General features: G+C 43.0%; 17 protein-coding genes and 7 tRNA genes. All 24 read left to right on the top strand.

Annotation, left to right across the window (positions count from 1 at the left end; all coding sequences use genetic code 11):
• The first annotated feature begins 49 nt into the window (after nt 1-49).
• Nucleotides 50-123: transfer RNA gene (locus FLB61_RS12175), tRNA-Asp, on the top strand.
• 4 nt (nt 124-127) lie between these two features.
• Nucleotides 128-200 (top strand) — tRNA-Val (locus tag FLB61_RS12170).
• Between the two features lie 17 nt (nt 201-217).
• A tRNA-Thr gene (locus FLB61_RS12165) sits at nt 218-290 on the top strand.
• A 34-nt stretch (nt 291-324) separates the two neighbouring features.
• Nucleotides 325-406, top strand: a tRNA-Tyr gene (locus FLB61_RS12160).
• A 50-nt stretch (nt 407-456) separates the two neighbouring features.
• Nucleotides 457-530: transfer RNA gene (locus FLB61_RS12155), tRNA-Met, on the top strand.
• A 36-nt stretch (nt 531-566) separates the two neighbouring features.
• A tRNA-Phe gene (locus FLB61_RS12150) sits at nt 567-639 on the top strand.
• Nucleotides 640-664: 25 nt separating this feature from the next.
• Nucleotides 665-737 (top strand) — tRNA-Lys (locus FLB61_RS12145).
• A 129-nt stretch (nt 738-866) separates the two neighbouring features.
• Nucleotides 867-1406: a hypothetical protein gene (locus FLB61_RS12140; protein ID WP_087203404.1), complete on the top strand. Its 540-nt coding sequence runs from the start codon at nt 867-869 to the stop codon at nt 1404-1406.
• A gap of 25 nt (nt 1407-1431) precedes the next feature.
• Nucleotides 1432-2592 (top strand): MalY/PatB family protein, encoded by a 1161-nt coding sequence (locus FLB61_RS12135; protein WP_087203403.1) that lies wholly within the window; start codon nt 1432-1434, stop codon nt 2590-2592.
• Between the two features lie 31 nt (nt 2593-2623).
• Nucleotides 2624-4027, top strand: coding sequence for an aminotransferase class I/II-fold pyridoxal phosphate-dependent enzyme (locus tag FLB61_RS12130; RefSeq protein ID WP_330625622.1), 1404 nt, complete (start codon nt 2624-2626; stop codon nt 4025-4027).
• Nucleotides 4020-4604: a nucleoside/nucleotide kinase family protein gene (locus FLB61_RS12125; RefSeq protein ID WP_221920351.1), complete on the top strand. Its 585-nt coding sequence runs from the start codon at nt 4020-4022 to the stop codon at nt 4602-4604. The genes FLB61_RS12130 and FLB61_RS12125 overlap by 8 nt, the downstream gene beginning before the upstream one ends.
• A 67-nt stretch (nt 4605-4671) precedes the next feature.
• Nucleotides 4672-5661 (top strand): DNA polymerase III subunit delta', encoded by a 990-nt coding sequence (holB, locus tag FLB61_RS12120; RefSeq protein WP_087203400.1) that lies wholly within the window; start codon nt 4672-4674, stop codon nt 5659-5661.
• 3 nt (nt 5662-5664) lie between these two features.
• Entirely contained in the window at nt 5665-6570 is a 906-nt protein-coding gene (locus FLB61_RS12115; RefSeq protein WP_087203399.1) for a PSP1 domain-containing protein, read from the top strand.
• The gene (locus tag FLB61_RS12110) at nt 6563-7315 is read left to right on the top strand and encodes a tRNA1(Val) (adenine(37)-N6)-methyltransferase (RefSeq protein WP_330620521.1); all 753 of its coding nucleotides are present in this window, start codon (nt 6563-6565) and stop codon (nt 7313-7315) included. The genes FLB61_RS12115 and FLB61_RS12110 overlap by 8 nt, the downstream gene beginning before the upstream one ends.
• Before the next feature lie 13 nt (nt 7316-7328).
• Nucleotides 7329-8171 carry a 16S rRNA (cytidine(1402)-2'-O)-methyltransferase gene (rsmI, locus tag FLB61_RS12105; protein WP_087203397.1) on the top strand — a complete coding sequence of 281 codons (843 nt, stop codon included), beginning with the start codon at nt 7329-7331 and terminating at the stop codon, nt 8169-8171.
• Between the two features lie 129 nt (nt 8172-8300).
• Nucleotides 8301-9413 (top strand): ABC transporter ATP-binding protein, encoded by a 1113-nt coding sequence (locus FLB61_RS12100; RefSeq protein ID WP_087203396.1) that lies wholly within the window; start codon nt 8301-8303, stop codon nt 9411-9413.
• 298 nt (nt 9414-9711) lie between these two features.
• Nucleotides 9712-12318, top strand: coding sequence for a calcium-translocating P-type ATPase, PMCA-type (locus FLB61_RS12095; protein ID WP_087213309.1), 2607 nt, complete (start codon nt 9712-9714; stop codon nt 12316-12318).
• 12 nt (nt 12319-12330) lie between these two features.
• Entirely contained in the window at nt 12331-13491 is a 1161-nt protein-coding gene (locus tag FLB61_RS12090) for an AI-2E family transporter (RefSeq protein ID WP_087203394.1), read from the top strand.
• Nucleotides 13492-13597: 106 nt separating this feature from the next.
• Entirely contained in the window at nt 13598-14980 is a 1383-nt protein-coding gene (locus FLB61_RS12085) for a vWA domain-containing protein (RefSeq protein WP_221920349.1), read from the top strand.
• A gap of 104 nt (nt 14981-15084) precedes the next feature.
• Nucleotides 15085-15708: a nucleoside recognition protein gene (locus FLB61_RS12080; protein ID WP_221920348.1), complete on the top strand. Its 624-nt coding sequence runs from the start codon at nt 15085-15087 to the stop codon at nt 15706-15708.
• Nucleotides 15709-15887: 179 nt separating this feature from the next.
• Nucleotides 15888-17054, top strand: a complete 1167-nt coding sequence (locus tag FLB61_RS12075; RefSeq protein WP_221920346.1) for a nucleotidyltransferase domain-containing protein — start codon at nt 15888-15890, stop codon at nt 17052-17054.
• Nucleotides 16990-17307, top strand: coding sequence for an HAD hydrolase-like protein (locus FLB61_RS12070; protein ID WP_221920345.1), 318 nt, complete (start codon nt 16990-16992; stop codon nt 17305-17307). Before FLB61_RS12075 ends, FLB61_RS12070 begins: the two co-directional genes overlap by 65 nt.
• Before the next feature lie 181 nt (nt 17308-17488).
• Entirely contained in the window at nt 17489-17899 is a 411-nt protein-coding gene (locus FLB61_RS12065; protein ID WP_221920343.1) for a glycosyltransferase family protein, read from the top strand.
• Nucleotides 17900-17983: 84 nt separating this feature from the next.
• Nucleotides 17984-18533, top strand: a 550-nt coding sequence (locus FLB61_RS12060; RefSeq protein ID WP_221920341.1) for an IS256 family transposase, incomplete at its 3' end; no start/stop codon positions are given.

Below are 18533 nucleotides of genomic sequence, written 5' to 3'. Positions count from 1 at the left end.
AGAGAGATCTGTAACTTATATGTGGTTTTGAAGGTACATTGATGAATTTGGCCCGGTGGCTCAGTTGGTTAGAGCGCCGCCCTGTCACGGCGGAGGTCGTGGGTTCGAGTCCCATCCGGGTCGCTTTGGGATCTTAGCTCAGCTGGGAGAGCATCTGCCTTACAAGCAGAGGGTCATAGGTTCGAGCCCTATAGGTCCCATTGCCAATAGGCATTTTGCCAACGTGGCTCAATTGGCAGAGCAGCTGATTTGTAATCAGCAGGTTATCGGTTCGAGTCCGATCGTTGGCTGTACCAATTTAATAATATAAAGGTTGGTAATTCTGGATGGATTCCCGAGTGGCCAAAGGGGGCAGACTGTAAATCTGTTAGCAACGCTTTCGGTGGTTCGAATCCACCTCCATCCACTTGCATATTTTATAAGAAATGTGCTATAATAGTAATAATTAAATAATGACGCGGGGTGGAGCAGTCTGGAAGCTCGTCGGGCTCATAACCCGAAGGTCGTAGGTTCAAATCCTGCCCCCGCAATTTTTTTTGCAGTTTTTTAAAATCTGGATGTGATAAGCCCAGATAGCTCAGTTGGTAGAGCAGAGGACTGAAAATCCTCGTGTCGCTGGTTCGATTCCGGCTTTGGGCACTTTATAAATTTCATAATATATTATGGAGCATTAGCTCAGTCGGTAGAGCACTTGACTTTTAATCAAGTTGTCCGGGGTTCGAATCCCCGATGCTTCACTTGTAAAAGCTTTTAATTTTTAAAATTAGAAGCTTTTTTCTTATACAAAAAACGGGAAATCAGTTTGACAATCTGATATTGCGAAGATAAACTTAATTTGAGGGATCACAAGTGAGAGGATGAGGAAAATGGCTAAACAAAAGAAAATGGCAGTAGTTTGTTGCTGTACGCTGGTTTTCCTGGGTGGCTGTGCAGACCAGAGTACGGGAGCAGAGAAAACAGATAGTCTTGTTCCAAAAGAGATGTATTCGATCAATGGACAGGATATACAGATCAGTCTTCCGGAAGAATTTGTATGTACAGAGGAATCCGGAGATCAGATTATTTTTGAGGGCCAGGACGGAAAAGTAATGATTTCTTATCTCGAGGAGCCGGAGATACGCTCAGAAAAAATGCCTGATACAGAGGAGGAGTGTGTAGAGCTTCACGAAGATGTGATTGGAAATTATCAGTACCAGGTAGATGATTTTCAAGTATATCCGGATGAAGGGACATATCAGACGACTGTGCGTTATCAGGAGGAGGATCAGCAAAAGTATTTTATTGCGGCAGGGAATTTTGATATTGATAACGGCTATGTGATCACATCTGTGATATCATCTGGTACAATGGAAAGAATGGAAGAAATTCAGAATGCAGTTTACAATGTAAAGATATTCAGAAACTAGAAATGATATGGGGGGTAGAATAACAATGGAACAAGTCATTTACAAGGATAGAAAAAATACGGATTGTGCAAAATGGGATGGATTGAAAGAAAAATTCGGACAAGATGATCTCTTGGCAATGTGGGTTGCGGATATGGATTTTGAAGTACCGGTTTGTGTAAAGAAAGCGCTGCAGAAATATGTAGAGGAAGGCGTGTACGGATATTATCAGGTTCCGGATTCTTATTATGAGGCATTTATGAACTGGGAAAAAACGAACCATGATTATGAGGTAAAGAAGGAGTGGATCCGATTTTCCCCAGGTGTTGTTCCGGCTATCAACTGGCTGATTCAGATTCTGACAAAGAAAGATGACAGTATTCTGATTATGCCTCCAGTCTATCATCCATTTCGCGAAGGAATTCTTGCAAATGAGAGAAGGAAAATCGACTGTCCTTTGTGGATAGACAACGGCATATACAAAATGGATGTGGAAAATTTTGAGAAAAAAATCGTGGAAGAGGATGTAAAGCTCTTTATTTTGTGTTCTCCGCACAATCCGGTAGGGCGTGTCTGGACAGAGGAAGAATTAAGAGCGGTGCTGGAAATCTGTAAGAAGTATCAGGTATATGTGATCGCGGATGAAATTCACCAGGACATTGTGACAGGAGAGAGAAAGAAAGTAACTGCAGCAACGGTCGGTAAATACGATGAGATTCTTGTAACACTGACAGCGGCCACAAAAACGTTCAATCTGGCAGGATGTTCCAATTCTTTCGTGATCATACCAAGTGAGAAGATACGGACACAGTATGATGAATTTCTAAATTCCATGCACATGCTCAGCGGAAATACATTTGGTTATATTGCTGTGCAGGCTGCCTATGAAGGGGGCAGAGAATGGCTTGATAAAGTGCGGACGATTATCAAAGGAAATTATGAGAGGATGAAGGAGCTTTTTTCAGAGAAACTGCCGGAAGCGATCGTGTATCCGATGGAAGGAACCTATCTTGCGTGGATTGATCTGGGAGCGTACATCAAGAAAGAGGACATGAAAGAGATCGTGCAGAATAAGGCAAAGATCGCAGTAGATTTCGGAGACTGGTTTGGAGGAGAAGAATATGCATCGTTTATCCGTCTGAATTTGGCCACTAGACTCGAAAATGTGGAAGAAACCGTAAATCGATTGGAAGCTGCCCTGAAATAGGGCAGTTTTTTATGGAAAAGGAAATATGGAAATGACATTATATAAGCTGCTGAGACAGTATGGAGATTCTGACTATTATGGTTTTCACATGCCTGGACATAAAAGAAACAAGAAGTTTATGGAAGAGGATCTGCCATATGAAATAGATATTACAGAGATTGAAGGATTTGATGATCTCCATCACTGCGAAGGGATCATAAAACAGGCACAGGATAGAGCTTCCAGACTTTATGGAGCGGAGGAAACACATTTTCTTGTCAACGGGAGTACGTCCGGTATTTTGAGCGCCATAGGAGGCTGCACGAACCGGGGAGATTCTATCTTGATTTCCAGACACTGCCACAAGTCAGTATATCATGCGGTGGAGCTGTTTGGATTGAAGCCATACTATGTTTATCCGGAAAAGAGAACAGAAGAGATGGAACGATCTGTGTTAAATGGGCAGATTTATGCGGATACAGTGGACAGGATGCTGAAAGAGCATCCGGAGATACGGGCGGTGATGATCGTATCCCCAACTTACGATGGAGTGATTTCGGATGTTAGGAAAATTGCAGAGACAGCACATCGTCACGGAATTCCTCTGATTGTCGATGAGGCACACGGAGCCCATTTTGGATTTTGCGGATATTTTTCGGAAAATGCGAATAGACTTGGAGCAGATGTAGTGATCCACAGCGTACATAAGACGCTTCCTGCGTTGACTCAGAGCGCACTTTTGCATATCAACGGAAAAAGAGCCGACAGAAATAAAATAAAAAAATATCTTCAAATGCTGCAGTCCAGCAGCCCTTCGTATATTTTGATGGCGGGGATCGATGCGTGCATGCAGATGTTGGAGAACAAAGGAAAGCAGGAGTTTGAACGGTATGCAGAAGACCTTCAGGAACTTAGACAGGCACTTAGCCAAATGAGAAGTTTAAAACTGGAGTGTATTCCACAGTATGATCGATCAAAGCTTGTGTTATCCACAGCGGGGACTGACATATCCAGTCGGGATCTGGAAAAAATACTCCGGGAGAAATTTCATCTCCAGATGGAGATGACAGCCGGAGATTATGTCCTGGCTATGACGTCGCTGGCAGATACGAAAGAAGGATTGGAAAGGCTTAAAAATGCGCTTTTGGATATTGATAAGGGATTGACAAAACTTCAGGGGACTAAAGGGCGGTATGATCTTCCGGAAATGGAGCGCATATTGCTCCCATGGGAAGCGTCGGAGATTCGTGACAGGGAATTTCTCCCTTTTGAAGAGTGTGAAGGAAAGATCTGCCTTGAATATGCATATTTGTATCCGCCAGGGAGTCCTATTGCGGTTCCAGGTGAGCGGATTTCCAAAGAAGCAAAGGACCTTTTGATAAGATACAGAAACAAAGGATTTTCCATCCAGGGAACTGAAGAGGAAAACAGGATCGGAGTGTGGATAAATGGGTAAAATTTTTTATCTGATGGGGAAAAGCTCCTCTGGAAAAGATACAATATTTCAGGAAATAAAAAAGAAGATGCCGATGCTTCGGACAGTTACGTTATATACGACACGTCCGATGCGCGAAGGAGAAAAAGAAGGGCGGGAGTATTTTTTTACAGATGAGGAGACACTAAGGATGTTTCTCGAGAGCGATAAGGTAATTGAACTCAGGGAATATCAAACGATTCATGGAATCTGGAAATACTTTACGGCAGATGACGGACAGATCTGTCTGGATGATTCAAACTATCTTATGATTGGTACGCTGGATTCTTATGGAAAAATGCGGGCGTATTTTGGAGAAGAAAAGATCATGCCAGTGTATGTGGAAGTGGAAGATGGGGAGCGTCTGATGCGGGCTCTCCAGAGAGAACGCATGCAGGAAGAGCCGAAATATGCAGAGATGTGCAGACGTTTTCTGGCAGATACAGAAGACTTTAGCGAAGAGAAAATCAGGAGATACCGGATATCCGCAAGATTTGAAAATACTTGTCTGGACCGGTGCCTGGAAGAAATAATGCTATATATTCGCAATAATATGTGATATACTTATATTGGATTAAATTTACCATAATCAGGTATTGAGATAGAAAGTAAAGAAGGTGAACATTATGGCAGGATTTAAAGATGTTATAGGGCGTAAGGATCTTGTTTCTTATATTCAGAATACAATACAGAACAACCAGGTGTCTCATGCATATATATTTAATGGCGAGCGTGGGGCTGGAAAGAAAATGTTTGCCCAGCTTTTCGCTATGACTCTGCAGTGCGAGAAGGGGACGACAGAGCCTTGTAATGAGTGCCATTCGTGTCGGCAGGCCTTGAGCGGGAATCATCCGGACATCATCCGGGTTACCCACGAGAAGCCGAACACCATCAGTGTGGAAGACGTGCGTGTACAGATCAACAATGATATCATGATCAAACCGTACAATGGAAAGTATAAAATCTATATTGTACCGGACGCAGACCTGATGACAGTACAGGCGCAGAATGCACTGCTTAAGACGATCGAAGAGCCGCCGGAGTATGCAGTCATCATTCTTCTCACAGAGAATGCAGAAAGCCTTCTTCCGACGATCTTGTCAAGGTGCGTGGTGTTAAAGATAAAAAATGTGAAGGATACACTGATCAAAAAATATCTTATGGAGCAGATGCAGATACCGGATTATCAGGCAGATATCTGTACTGCATTTGCCCAGGGAAATATCGGACGCGCCATCATGCTGGCCACATCAGAACATTTTAACGAAATCAAAGAAGAGACGATCCAGCTGATGAAGCACATCAAGGAAATGGAACTTACCGATTTGGTAGAAGCAGTCAAGAGACTGTCCGGATATAAGATCGAAGTTTCAGATATTTTGGACCTGATCAGTGTATGGTACAGGGACGTCCTCCTTTACAAAGCGACGAAGGACATTAATGGTGTGATCTTTTCCGATCAGATGAAATATATCAAGGAGCGGGCAAATACCAGCTCTTATGAAGGGATAGAGATCATACTGAAAGGGATCGAGACGGCGAAGACACGTCTGAAAGCCAATGTCAACTTTGACCTGGTAATGGAATTATTGTTACTGACTATAAAGGAGAACTAAGATATGACAAGAATTATTGGAGTTCGGTTCCGGCCGGCCGGAAAGATTTACTACTTTGCGCCGGGAAAATTCCATATCAAAAAAGGACAGCAGGTTATCGTAGAGACGGCAAGGGGAATCGAGTTCGGCAATGTTGTGATGGGGCCAAGGGAAGTGGAAGACGATAAGATCACACAGCCTTTGAAGTCCGTGATCCGCCTTGCCACAAATGAGGATAGAAAAATAGAAGAAAGAAACAGGGAAAAAGAAAAGGAAGCTTTCCAGATTTGCCTTGAAAAGATCCGAAAGCATAAGCTGGCCATGAAGCTGATCGACGCGGAGTATACGTTTGACAATAACAAAGTGCTCTTTTACTTTACAGCGGACGGAAGGATTGATTTTCGTGAATTGGTAAAAGATCTGGCAGCTGTATTCCGTACAAGGATTGAACTTCGGCAGATTGGTGTCAGAGATGAGACGAAGATCCGCGGAGGGATTGGTATTTGCGGCCGTGAATTATGCTGCCACACTTATCTGTCTGAATTTGCGCCTGTGTCCATCAAGATGGCAAAGGAACAGAATCTGTCCCTGAACCCGACAAAGATTTCCGGCGTCTGCGGAAGGCTGATGTGCTGTCTCACAAATGAGCAGGAGACTTACGAGCAGCTTAACAGCAAACTTCCATCGGTAGGAGATACGGTCACTACACCGGAAGGGTTAAAAGGAGAAGTACAGAGCTTAAGCGTACTCAGGCAGCTTGTTAAAGTCGTAGTGACACTTGAAAATGATGAAAAAGAGATACGGGAATATAAAGCATCGGAGCTGAAGTTCCGCCAAAAGAGAAAGAAAAATGACATGCGTCTCTCCAAAGAAGAGATGAAAGAACTGGCTGTGCTTGAGAAGAATGAAGGGGCGTCAAAAATTGAGTAGCGGATATCTGAAAGAGGGCGAAAGACTGGACGACCTCCAGGTAAATGGATACGAGATCATCCAGAATCCCGGAAAATTTTGTTTTGGCATGGATGCAGTGCTGCTTGCGAGTTTTGCCAAAGTAAAAAAGGGAGAAAAAGTGCTGGATCTTGGGACAGGCACTGGAATCATCCCGATCTTGATGACAGTAAAGACCGATGGAGAAGACTTTACAGGGTTGGAGATACAAGAGGAAAGTGCCGACATGGCGAGACGTAGTGTCAAGCACAATCATCTGGAGGACAAAGTCCATATAGAGACAGGCGATATCAAAGAAGCGGCAGAGATCTTTAAAGCTGCTTCTTTTGATGTGATCACGACAAATCCACCGTATATGATCGGGCAGCATGGTATTGCGAACGCCAACAGTGCAAAGGCAATTGCAAGGCACGAGGTGCTTTGCACGCTGGATGATATTCTCAGGGAAAGTGCAAAACTGCTGAAATTTCATGGAAGGTTCTATATGGTACACCGTCCGTTTCGTCTGGCAGAGATCTTTTCCAGGATGACGGCATACGGTATTGAACCCAAAAGGATGAAACTTGTCCATCCGTATGTTGACAAGGAACCGAACATGGTCCTGATCGAAGGAAGCAACAAAGGAAATTCCAGGATCAAAGTGGAGCCGCCGCTGATCGTCTATAAGAAGGATGGAAGTTATACCGAGGAACTTTTGACCCAGTACGGGATGGGAAAGGCTTTGTAAAGAAGGAGAAAACATGGCAGGAACATTATATTTATGTGCGACGCCGATAGGAAATCTGGAAGATATGACTTTCCGGGCAGTCAGGATATTAAAAGAAGCGGATTTGATCGCTGCGGAAGATACAAGGAACAGTGTCAAGCTTCTGAATCATTTTGAAATACGGACACCCATGACAAGCTACCATGAATATAATAAGATTGAAAAAGGGAAAAAACTGGTGGAGAAGCTGAAGGAGGGAGCAGATATAGCCCTGATCACAGACGCGGGGACACCGGGAATCTCGGACCCAGGGGAAGAATTGGTAAAGATGTGTCTGGAGGAAGGAATCTCTGTCACATCGGTGCCGGGTGCATGTGCATGTATCACAGCTCTGACTATATCTGGGCTTCCTACAAGGCGCTTTGCATTTGAGGCATTTCTCCCACCGGACAAAAAAGAGAGAACCCGTATACTTGAGGAGATGAAAAAGGAAACAAGGACAATGATCCTTTACGAGGCTCCTCACAGGCTTGTGAAAACACTGGCGGAACTCATGGACAGTCTTGGCAACCGGAGGGCAGCAGTCTGCCGGGAGCTTACAAAAAAGCACGAGACAGTGTTTAATACTACCTTAAGTGAAGCGAAAACCTACTATGAGTCACATCAGCCGAAAGGGGAATGTGTGATCATCCTGGAAGGGAAAAGTCCTAATGAGATACGCCAGGAAGAACAGGCACGCTGGCAGGAGATGACGCTAGAGGAGCATATGGAATACTATCTCTCACAGGGAATCGACAAAAAAGAAGCGATGAAGAGAGCGGCAAAAGATCGTGGCGTCAGCAAACGTGAGATTTACCAGATGCTTCTGGAAAAATAAAAAACGGATTAGTCACCTTGTACAGAATCCCGAAAAATGTTTGTGCAATCATGCACTAGCGTTTTTCGGGAATTTTTTTTATACTATTTACATCGAGAAAACGGTAGTAATTTTTAGGAGGAAGCACCAATGGCAAGTTTATCATTGAAACATATCAATAAAGTTTATCCGAATGGATTCGAAGCCGTAAAAGATTTCAACCTTGAAATCGAAGACAAAGAATTCATCATTTTCGTAGGACCTTCAGGATGTGGTAAATCCACAACACTTCGTATGGTTGCAGGTCTGGAAGAGATTTCTTCCGGAGAACTGAAAATCGGAGATAAAGTTGTAAACGATGTAGAACCGAAAGACAGAGATATCGCGATGGTATTCCAGAACTATGCTCTGTATCCGCATATGACAGTATATGACAACATGGCATTCGGACTTAAATTGAGAAAAGTTCCGAAACCGGAAATTGACAAGATGGTTCGTGAAGCAGCAAAAATCCTTGACCTGGAAAAACTGCTTGACCGTAAACCGAAGGCTCTTTCAGGTGGACAGAGACAGCGTGTTGCTATGGGACGTGCGATCGTTCGTAACCCGAAAGTATTCCTTATGGACGAACCTCTTTCCAACTTGGATGCAAAACTGAGAGGTCAGATGCGTATCGAGATCTCCAAACTGCATCAGAGATTAGGTACAACAATTATCTACGTAACACATGACCAGACAGAAGCTATGACACTTGGTACAAGAATCGTAGTTATGAATGCTGGTGTTGTTCAGCAGGTAGATACTCCAAGAAAACTGTATGATGAACCGTGCAACCTGTTCGTAGCAGGATTCATCGGATCTCCGCAGATGAACTTCCTTGATGCAAAATGTGAAGTATCCGGAGATAAAGTATTACTTAACGTTGGACCAGCTAAGATCGAACTTCCTCCGGCAAAAGCAAAGAAACTCATCGAGGGAGGATACGCTGGAAAGACAGTTGTACTTGGTATTCGTCCGGAAGACGTACATGATGAACCGATGTTCATCACAGCTTCTCCGAACACAGTGATCGAAGCTACAATCCGTGTATACGAAATGCTCGGTGCAGAAGTTTACTTACACTTTGATTACGAAGGAGCAAACATGACAGCTCGTGTGGATCCTAGAACAACAGCAAGAACAGGCGACACAGTGAAGTTTGCATTCGATGCTGAAAAGATTCATGTCTTTGATAAAGAAACAGAAATGACAATCACAAACTAATGGATATTTATCCATTTAAGGAGCGCTTTTTAAGCGCTCCTTTTGCTTTATTGTGCTATCAGGGGTTGACTTTTTTCGGAAAAATAGGTATAGTGATATTTAGTAAAAGGGAGTAACCGACGGCGTGATACCAGTCGTTACAGGTTCGTCAGTACGGCAGAGTGTTCTGCCCGGATCGAGTATGAAACGGTGAGACTTTTACTGCATGTTGTAATGCAGTAAAGGTCTTTTTCTATTGTCCGATGCATTACAAAGCAGGAAACTGTGAACCCTATTACAAGAAACAAGGAGGAAAAAAATGAAACAGTATTATCAGATGGAGACGGATGAGGTCAAAAAACAGGTAAACGGTTCATTGGAGCCGCTTACAGACGCAGAAATCCGTGCACACCAGGAGAAGTACGGACCGAATGAACTTCAGGAAGAGAAGAAGAAAAGCGTGGCTATGATTTTCCTGGAACAGTACAAAGATTTTCTCGTCATCATACTGATTGTTTCTGCTATTATTTCTGGATTTATGGGCGATATGGAGAGTGCGATCGTTATTTTGATCGTTATCACGATCAATGCCATCCTCGGAACAGTCCAGACGATCAAGGCAGAAAAATCATTGAACAGCTTGAAAAAATTATCCGGACCGGAAGCAAAGGTTCTGAGAAATGGAGTAGTAACCCATATTCCATCCAGAGAAGTAACAGTTGGAGATATTGTTTTCCTGGAAGCGGGAGATTTGGTGCCTGCAGATGGTAGGATCATCGATCAGGCCAGCTTGAAAATTGATGAGAGTGCTCTTACCGGAGAAAGTATTCCGGTTGAGAAGAGTACAGACGTCATCGAAGGGGAGACTTCTCTTGGGGATCGTGTAAATATGGCTTATTCCGGAAGCTTTGTTACTTATGGACGCGGAACCGTTTTTGTGACGGGAACCGGTATGGAAACGGAAGTAGGAAAGATTGCATCCTTGTTGAAGACAACATCGGAGAAGAAGACACCTTTACAGGTAAATCTGGATCAGTTTGGACAGAAGCTGTCCATTATCATTCTGATTTTCTGTGCGTTCCTGATGGTTATCAATATCGTAAGGGGCGGATCGTTCGGAGATGCATTCCTGTTTGCTGTAGCGCTCGCAGTCGCAGCGATTCCGGAAGCGCTGAGTTCTATCGTGACGATCGTACTTTCTTTTGGTACACAGAAGATGGCAAAAGAACATGCTATCATCCGGAAACTGCAGGCAGTGGAAGGTTTAGGAAGTGTTTCAGTTATCTGTTCTGATAAGACAGGAACATTGACACAGAACAAAATGACAGTAGAAGCATGCTATATTCCTGGAAAAAGCATGGAGAAAGCTCATATCGACACAGATGATGGGGATGTACAGCTTCTCATGAAATCAAGTGTACTCTGCAGCGATGCCAAAATTGTGAACGGAGAAGAAATTGGGGATCCGACAGAGACAGCGCTTGTAAGCTTTGTTTCTGATTTTCAGATGGATGCGGAAAAAATCAGGGAGGAACATGAACGGCGTTCAGAAGTTCCTTTCGACAGTGACCGAAAGCTGATGTCCACAGTGCATGAAATGGAAGATGAAGTCCTCATGATCGTAAAAGGCGCGGTTGATGTGATATCCGGAAGAATGGAAAGTATCCGTAAAAACGGAAAAGAAGTAAAAATTACAGATGAAGACCGTAAGGAGATTGCGGAGGCGAACCAAGCATTCTCAAGACAAGGGCTTCGTGTACTGGGATTTGCATATAAAAAATTGGATCAGGTAAAGGGAATAACGGAAAAAGATGAAACAGATCTTACCTTCCTTGGATTGATTGCAATGATGGACCCGCCGCGTGTGGAATCCAAAGATGCGGTTGCTGAGTGTATCCGCGCAGGTATCAAACCAGTCATGATCACAGGAGACCACAAGGTTACAGCAGCGGCTATCGCAAAGAGAATTGGTATTTTGAAGGATGAGTCCGAGGCATGTGAAGGTGCAGTGATCGAAAATCTTTCCGATGAAGAACTGAAAGATTTCGTGGAAAAGATTTCCGTGTATGCCCGTGTGTCACCGGAACACAAGATCCGTATCGTTAAGGCATGGCAGGAAAAAGGAAATATCGTATCAATGACAGGGGATGGTGTCAACGATGCACCTGCTCTGAAACAGGCAGACGTCGGAGTTGCAATGGGAATTACCGGAAGCGAGGTAGCGAAAGATGCGGCTTCCATGGTACTCACGGACGATAACTTTGCGACAATCGTAAAAGCGGTAGAGAATGGACGAAATGTATACAGAAACATCAAAAGTTCCATTCAGTTCTTACTGTCCGGCAACTTTGGTGCAATCCTGGCTGTCCTGTATGCTTCTATCGCAGGACTTCCGGTACCGTTTGCACCAGTGCATTTGCTTTTCATCAACCTTCTCACGGACAGCCTTCCGGCTATCGCACTTGGTCTGGAGCCGCACCGTTCCGATGTTATGGATGAAAAGCCTAGAAGAAAAGATGAGTCCATTTTGACAAAAGATTTCCTTGTAAAGATCGGGACAGAAGGTCTCTCCATCGGTATCATGACAATGATCGGATTTATGATCGGATATACGAGTGAAGGAGCGCTTCTGGGAAGTACGATGGCTTTTGGAACACTATGTCTGTCACGACTGGTACATGGTTACAACTGCAAGTCAGATAAACCGATGTTGTTCCACAAAGGATTTTTCAACAATATTTATCTTCAGGGCGCATTTATGATCGGTTTTGTCCTGATTACAGCGGTTCTTACAGTGCCGTTTTTACAGTCTGTATTTAGTGTTGTAACATTAAGCATGTCTCAGCTATTAACAGTATATGGACTGGCACTTTTGAACTTGCCGGTCATCCAGTGTCTGAAAGCAATCCGCGCCAGACTCAAATAAAGGGGAGATTCTATGGAATTAAATCATGAGAACATGAAAAAGATCAGACAGCTCATCGTATTTACAGCACTGCTCATCGTATGTTTGTGGCAGTATTCGATTGTATTTGATGCGTTCAGATTCGTGTTTGGCGTATTGTTTCCGTTTATTCTTGGCGGTGCGATCGCTTTTGTCGTCAATGTGCCGATGCATTTTATTGAGGAAAAGCTGTTCAATGATGCAAGAAAAGGGAGATCCAAAGCAGCAAGAAAGCTTGCGAGACCAGTAAGTTTTATATTGACTCTTATGCTGGTAATCGGAGTCATTATGGTGGTAGCGTTTGTAGTAATACCACAGCTTACTGGAACTTTCGTAAGACTTGGGGCAAGCATTCAGGCATTTATTCCGAAAGTACAGGAATGGGCAAATAATTTCTTCCACGATAATAAAGAAATCATGTCTTACGTCAACCAGCTTGAGTTCAAATGGGACAAGATTTTCGAAGTGATCATGAACTGGTTCACAAGCGGAGCCGGAAGCATACTGGAATCCGGTGTGGCGGCTGCGAAAAATATTGTAAGCGGATTTGCAACCTTCTTTATCGCATTTGTGTTTGCCTGCTACATTCTTCTCCAAAAAGAAAAGCTGAAAGTACAGGCAAAGAAGGTATTGTATGCCTTTGTGAGAAAAGGAAGAGCGGAGGCGGCTGAGGAAGTATTTTCTCTGACGTACCGGACTTTCTCCAGTTTCCTCGCAGGACAGTGTCTGGAAGCTGTTATACTGGGAACGATGTTCGTGATCGCCATGTCTATCTTTAAAATGCCGTATGCGCTTTTGATCGGTATTTTGATCGCCTTTACAGCGCTGATCCCGATCTTTGGGGCATTTATCGGCTGTGCGATCGGAGCATTCCTGATCTTCATGGTAGATCCGATAAAAGCATTCTGGTTTATCATCATGTTCCTTGTTCTCCAGCAGATAGAAGGGAACCTGATCTATCCGCACGTGGTAGGGGGAGCTGTCAGGCTTCCGTCTATCTGGGTGCTGGCAGCAGTGAGTATCGGCGGAAGTCTCATGGGAGTTGTGGGCATGTTGGTATTCATACCGATTGTTTCGGTTCTCTATGCATTGTTCCGTGAGATCGTTTATCTGAAGTTAAAACAAAATCATATTACGGAAGAAGATATATCGTAAGGAACAAATTTCATAATTCGACAAAAGGAACCATTTACCTCCTGCTTCATAGCCTGATAGTGAGGAAGACAAATTTCTTCTTATCAGTAAAACAGGAGGTAATATTATGGGTATTACAAATTCTAACAAAGAGATCAATGTCTCGCAGGTTAACTGTGACGGAACGTTCAAAGTGACTCTGGCCCTTGCGGCATCTCCGGATATCTCCGAAAATCCGACAGATATCGTCCTCATTCTGGACCGTTCTGGAAGTATGACAGGAAGTCCCCTTACAAACTTGAAATTAGGGGCAGAAACATTTATCGATATTATTGATGAAGCTACCGATGGTACACAGGATGGACAGATTGGATCAGGAAGCCATATCGGTATCGTAAGTTTTTCCAGCAGTGCTGTAGCCGATACACAGCTTATCACTTCCGTAGCAGATTTAAAAGCTGCTGTAAATGCGTTGTCTGCAGGAGGTTCCACAAACCATGCGGATGCTTTTTCTACTGCGGCGGCATTGTTTGATCCAACATCCACAAATGCAAAAGTAATTGTCATGTTTACGGACGGAAAGACAACATCAGGACTTCCGCCGGCTCCGATTGCAGCGGCTATCAGAGCTTCCGATATTGTCATTTACTGTATTGGTCTTGTAGGAGACGATGGGATCGATGTGAATGTTCTCAATGACTGGGCGACAGATCCGGATTCGTCGCATGTAGCAGTCACTCCGAATGATGCCCAACTGGAAGATTTGTTTGCCGACCTGGCAGCTAATATTTCAAAACCAGGAGCTACCAATATCGTGATCGATGAAACGGTAAATCCGGACTTTACAATTATCAGTGTCAACATGCCGACAAAAGGAACGGCCATGACAATCAATGCGCATTCATTGCAGTGGAAGATTCCGGAGTTAGGAGTTAGTGGAAATGAGGGAGCGTCTCTTGAATTTTATGTCAAACATACTGGCCAGATGTCGGGAAATCTTCCTGTCAATCAGTCTATCTCTTATGTAGACACAGAAGGCAACGCAGTAACTTTCCCGAACCCATCTGTGCAGGTAGATTGCGGCATTATCGTAGATCCGGAACCTTGTCCGATACCGGTAGATTTGAAATTGGAAAAATGTCAGGATTCTCTTATAGTAGACTTAGGGGATGTATATTTGGAATCGCTTGGCCGTATTGTACAGATTAACCTGACAGTTAAGAATGTATGTCCGCATAAGAGGGTTGCGCTTGGAGTCATTTTGACGGAAGAAGATAAGAAACACATGGAACATCAGAGAGGTATGAAAGCGATCACAATACCTGCGCACAATTATCCAAACTGTCGGGATGTGCAGGTAAAATGCATTAAATTTGTCCTTCCGGAGGACTTAAATGTATCAGGCGGTTCGGGTCAATCATTGTGCAGCGAGCGGAACCTGCGTGTGCGAGTGATAGCTAACTATATCGACACAGATTTCAGGTGTTGTGATTCCGCTGTTGTGTTCTGAAAATAATGCAAGAGAGTTTTGGTAAAGTAAGAAATAGAGAGAGAATGACATATTGACGTTTGAACCTTGCATACAATAAGAAAAAAGCAGGGAGAACAGAAGATATGATGAATGTTTTGTGGGCGGGGATGATCCTTGTGGGAATCATCTTCGCCTCTTTTACAGGAAGGATACCGGATATTACTGAGGCGGCGCTGGATTCTGCCAAAGAGGCGGTTACACTTTGCATCACGATGGTTGGGATCATGTCCTTCTGGACCGGTCTTATGGAGATCGCATCCCGAGCGGGGATGATAGAGCACGCATCCAGAGGGCTGAAACCATTTATAAAATTTTTGTTTCCTCAGATTCCAAAGGGGCATAAGGCGGGAGAACACATCACGACGAACATCATCGCCAATGTTCTGGGGCTTGGTTGGGCTGCCACGCCGGCCGGCTTGAAAGCAATGGAGGAGCTTTCGAAGCTGGAGGAGGACAGAAGAGCCGGCAGGGCTTTGGGACCGATCAGAAAACAAGGGATAGCCAGCAATGAGATGTGCAATTTTCTGATCCTGAATATCTCATCCTTACAGCTGATTCCGGTCAATGTCATTGCATTCCGGAGTCAATACGGGAGCGTGGACCCTACGGCAATTGTGGGAGCAGGGATTGTGGCAACGACAATCAGTACGGCAGCAGGAATTCTGTTCTGCAAGATCATGGATCGAAAGAAGACCCGGAGGGCGTAGTGCTTTCCGGGTCTTTGATATGTTTTTTAGTAATATTATGTGATATGATGATATATAAGATAAAGTTAACTGTCAATACAGTGCACGCCGAGACAGAATGTCTTTTGAGCCGCAAAAAAGCCTGACAGTTATATTCATGCTGATATGGAGTTTGAGGATGGAGAAGGAAAAGGAACGATATGAGCGAAGAAAGATGGAAGCAGGACATCCTGCAGAGAAATGAAATCATTATAAAAATGGTTCTGGATCAGATACAACGATTTTGTCCGAAAAGTGTAGACTTGATTGGAATTGGCGGGTCTTTTTGTAACGGCGACTTTTATGAAAAATCAGATCTGGATCTGGCCATTGTGGTCAACGATGACCGAGCTTGGAAACTCAACAGATGTTTTGTGGTTGGAGATGTCGGGTTTGATATCTACACTCAAAGTTGGGAACAGTTTGAGAATATGGCAGAATACAATACTCCGTATGTGACAAAGCTGTTTGATTTGGATTGTGTGTATCAGAAAGATGATGGTGTTTCGGAAAGACTAAAGGGGCTGAAGGAAAAAGCTTTGAAACATATGCATGATCGGGAAGAGACGGCAGTTAAGATCCAGGGATTTTTAAGCGAAATGAAAGACTGGATGGAGGAACTCAAGTGCACAGACAATCTCGGACAAGGTTACTGGATTTTATCTAGAATCATCCATCATAGTGAATTTATACTTTATATGGTAAATCAGGCCTATGTAAAGCGAGGTACGAAACGAATTCCGGAAGAAATATCACGGTTTCCTAAAATGCCAAAAGGGTTTCTCATGCTGTATCAGTCTCTTCCTCAGTGTTGTTCTATCGAGGAGATACGGGAGAAATGTTTGCGGCTTATAAAAATCATTACGGATTGGCTGAGGGAAGAGGAAATTTCTGTCAGAGAGATTTCGCGGAGAAAGCAGAAAAAGTTTTTTGAAGGAAGAAAAGAACTTAGTCAAGATGATTTGAGGGGAACCTATGAAGAGATCTGGTCAAACTGGAAAAATAAAATGTACCATGCAGTTGAAAGAGAAAGTGCCTGTCTTTCCCTTATGACAATGAGTGCATGTCAGGAATTTTATGATGAAATGTATGAAAATTTTCAGATAGACAGAATTAATCTGATCGGAAAATATACAGCTGGCAATCTGAAAAAGAATGCAGAGACGTTTGACATGGCAATGGAGGAATGGAAAAAGCACTACGATCGTTTCGGAATGAAAGTATTGAGATTTTCTACCGGACAGGAAATGCAGGAAAATCTGTATGCAGATGAAAGTAAAAATCTATCAGGATGTATACGACAGTTTACACTATATAAAAAAATGTAATGATAAAATAGCCTTTTTTACAGATCTTCCCAGTGGTATGCCTGATAGTATAATGAAAGCATATGTAGAACCAATTATGCCGTTTGCAGATGTATATATGTCGTCATTGATATGTGGTTACAGAAAACCCAATCCTAAAGGCTTGATAGAAATTTTGAACACATTAAATATAGATTTGCGAGAACTTATATTTATTGGAGATGAAAAAAAGATTATGAAGCAGCTAAAAGAGCCAATTGTAAGTTCTTTTTAATTGATAGGAAAAATGAAAAAGGTTCTTTTACAAGTCTTAGCGAAGTGGTAAGAAAAATATATGAAGGGAAATAATTAATTGGAGAAAATTTATATGGAAAAAAATAATATTTATTGATGACAAACCTGGATATGGTGGTGTATCCACCTGCTTGATCTGTCTTGTAAACGATCTCTGTAAGATGAATTATGAAATTACACTCATTGTCGCAATGAAAAGCGTTTATGAAAACAGAGTGGATGCATCTGTCAATATTGAGGAGTGTGATTTTGCGAATGAGATAATGGTGGAAAGGATGATCAAAAGTTTAAATAAAAGAGGTGCTTATATCGTTAATTCCCATGCAGACAGCGGAATTCAGATTCGACTTTTAAAGGAACAAAACAGGAATTATCTATTATACATTACTGAGCATTTGGCAATTTTTGACGATTCTGAGTATATCGATACGAGAAAAGAATATTTTATATGGGCTCAAAATACAGATAAAGTTATTACAGTATCCTTAGCTGGAAGAAGGGCATTTCAGACAGCAGTCGTTCAACTGTGGATAATAGTAATATGCTTCGACAAATATTATAAGGTAGTGTAAAAAACTTTGTGGCTTTGGTAAAAAATGGCTCCTTTTTGGTAAGAATTACAGATATGACAATTCTTATCGAAAAGGAGTTTATTTATGGCAGTAGCAAAAGACCAAATCCGACAGATTATTACAGAAAACAACATTACCAGTGTGGCTGATGTTTACGCCCTTCTTAAAGACAGCTTCAAAGATATCCTGCAGGAGCTTCTGGAAGCCGAGATGGATGCAACTCTGGGCTATGAAAAAAATTGTAAAGGTGATCTGAAGAGCGATAATAAAAGGAATGGACATTCTTCCAAAACACTCAAAAGCCAGTATGGGGAATTCCAGATCGATGTTCCCCGTGACCGCAATGGTGAGTTTGAACCAAAGCTGATTCCTAAATATCAGCGGGATATTTCCGGGATTGAGGAAAAAGTGATCTCTCTTTATGCCCGTGGAATGAGTACAAGGGATATTCATGATCAGCTTCAGGAACTTTATGGCATTGAACTTCCCGCTGAAATGGTCAGCAAAATCACGGACAAGATCCTGCCGGAAGTGAAGGAATGGCAGTCACGTCCATTAAACCCTGTATATCCGTTCGTTTTCATGGACTGCATCCATTATAAAGTCCGTGAAGATGGCAGAATCCTCAGCCGTG

It is taken from the genome of Sellimonas caecigallum, assembly GCF_019754295.1.
GTDB lineage: Bacteria > Bacillota > Clostridia > Lachnospirales > Lachnospiraceae > Sellimonas > Sellimonas caecigallum.
Note: the sequence above shows the minus strand (reverse complement) of the source record. Positions and strands in the feature narration are given on the sequence as shown.

Coding starts and splice junctions, on each gene's coding strand:
- FLB61_RS12065 (WP_221920343.1), top strand. CDS start 17,489: ATGAATTATGAAATTACACTCATTGTCGCAATGAAAAGCGTTTATGAA.
- FLB61_RS12090 (WP_087203394.1), top strand. CDS start 12,331: ATGGAATTAAATCATGAGAACATGAAAAAGATCAGACAGCTCATCGTA.
- FLB61_RS12085 (WP_221920349.1), top strand. CDS start 13,598: ATGGGTATTACAAATTCTAACAAAGAGATCAATGTCTCGCAGGTTAAC.
- FLB61_RS12100 (WP_087203396.1), top strand. CDS start 8,301: ATGGCAAGTTTATCATTGAAACATATCAATAAAGTTTATCCGAATGGA.
- FLB61_RS12125 (WP_221920351.1), top strand. CDS start 4,020: ATGGGTAAAATTTTTTATCTGATGGGGAAAAGCTCCTCTGGAAAAGAT.
- FLB61_RS12080 (WP_221920348.1), top strand. CDS start 15,085: ATGATGAATGTTTTGTGGGCGGGGATGATCCTTGTGGGAATCATCTTC.
- FLB61_RS12140 (WP_087203404.1), top strand. CDS start 867: ATGGCTAAACAAAAGAAAATGGCAGTAGTTTGTTGCTGTACGCTGGTT.
- FLB61_RS12115 (WP_087203399.1), top strand. CDS start 5,665: ATGACAAGAATTATTGGAGTTCGGTTCCGGCCGGCCGGAAAGATTTAC.
- FLB61_RS12075 (WP_221920346.1), top strand. CDS start 15,888: ATGAGCGAAGAAAGATGGAAGCAGGACATCCTGCAGAGAAATGAAATC.
- FLB61_RS12095 (WP_087213309.1), top strand. CDS start 9,712: ATGAAACAGTATTATCAGATGGAGACGGATGAGGTCAAAAAACAGGTA.
- holB (WP_087203400.1), top strand. CDS start 4,672: ATGGCAGGATTTAAAGATGTTATAGGGCGTAAGGATCTTGTTTCTTAT.
- rsmI (WP_087203397.1), top strand. CDS start 7,329: ATGGCAGGAACATTATATTTATGTGCGACGCCGATAGGAAATCTGGAA.
- FLB61_RS12135 (WP_087203403.1), top strand. CDS start 1,432: ATGGAACAAGTCATTTACAAGGATAGAAAAAATACGGATTGTGCAAAA.
- FLB61_RS12130 (WP_330625622.1), top strand. CDS start 2,624: ATGACATTATATAAGCTGCTGAGACAGTATGGAGATTCTGACTATTAT.
- FLB61_RS12070 (WP_221920345.1), top strand. CDS start 16,990: ATGCAGATGAAAGTAAAAATCTATCAGGATGTATACGACAGTTTACAC.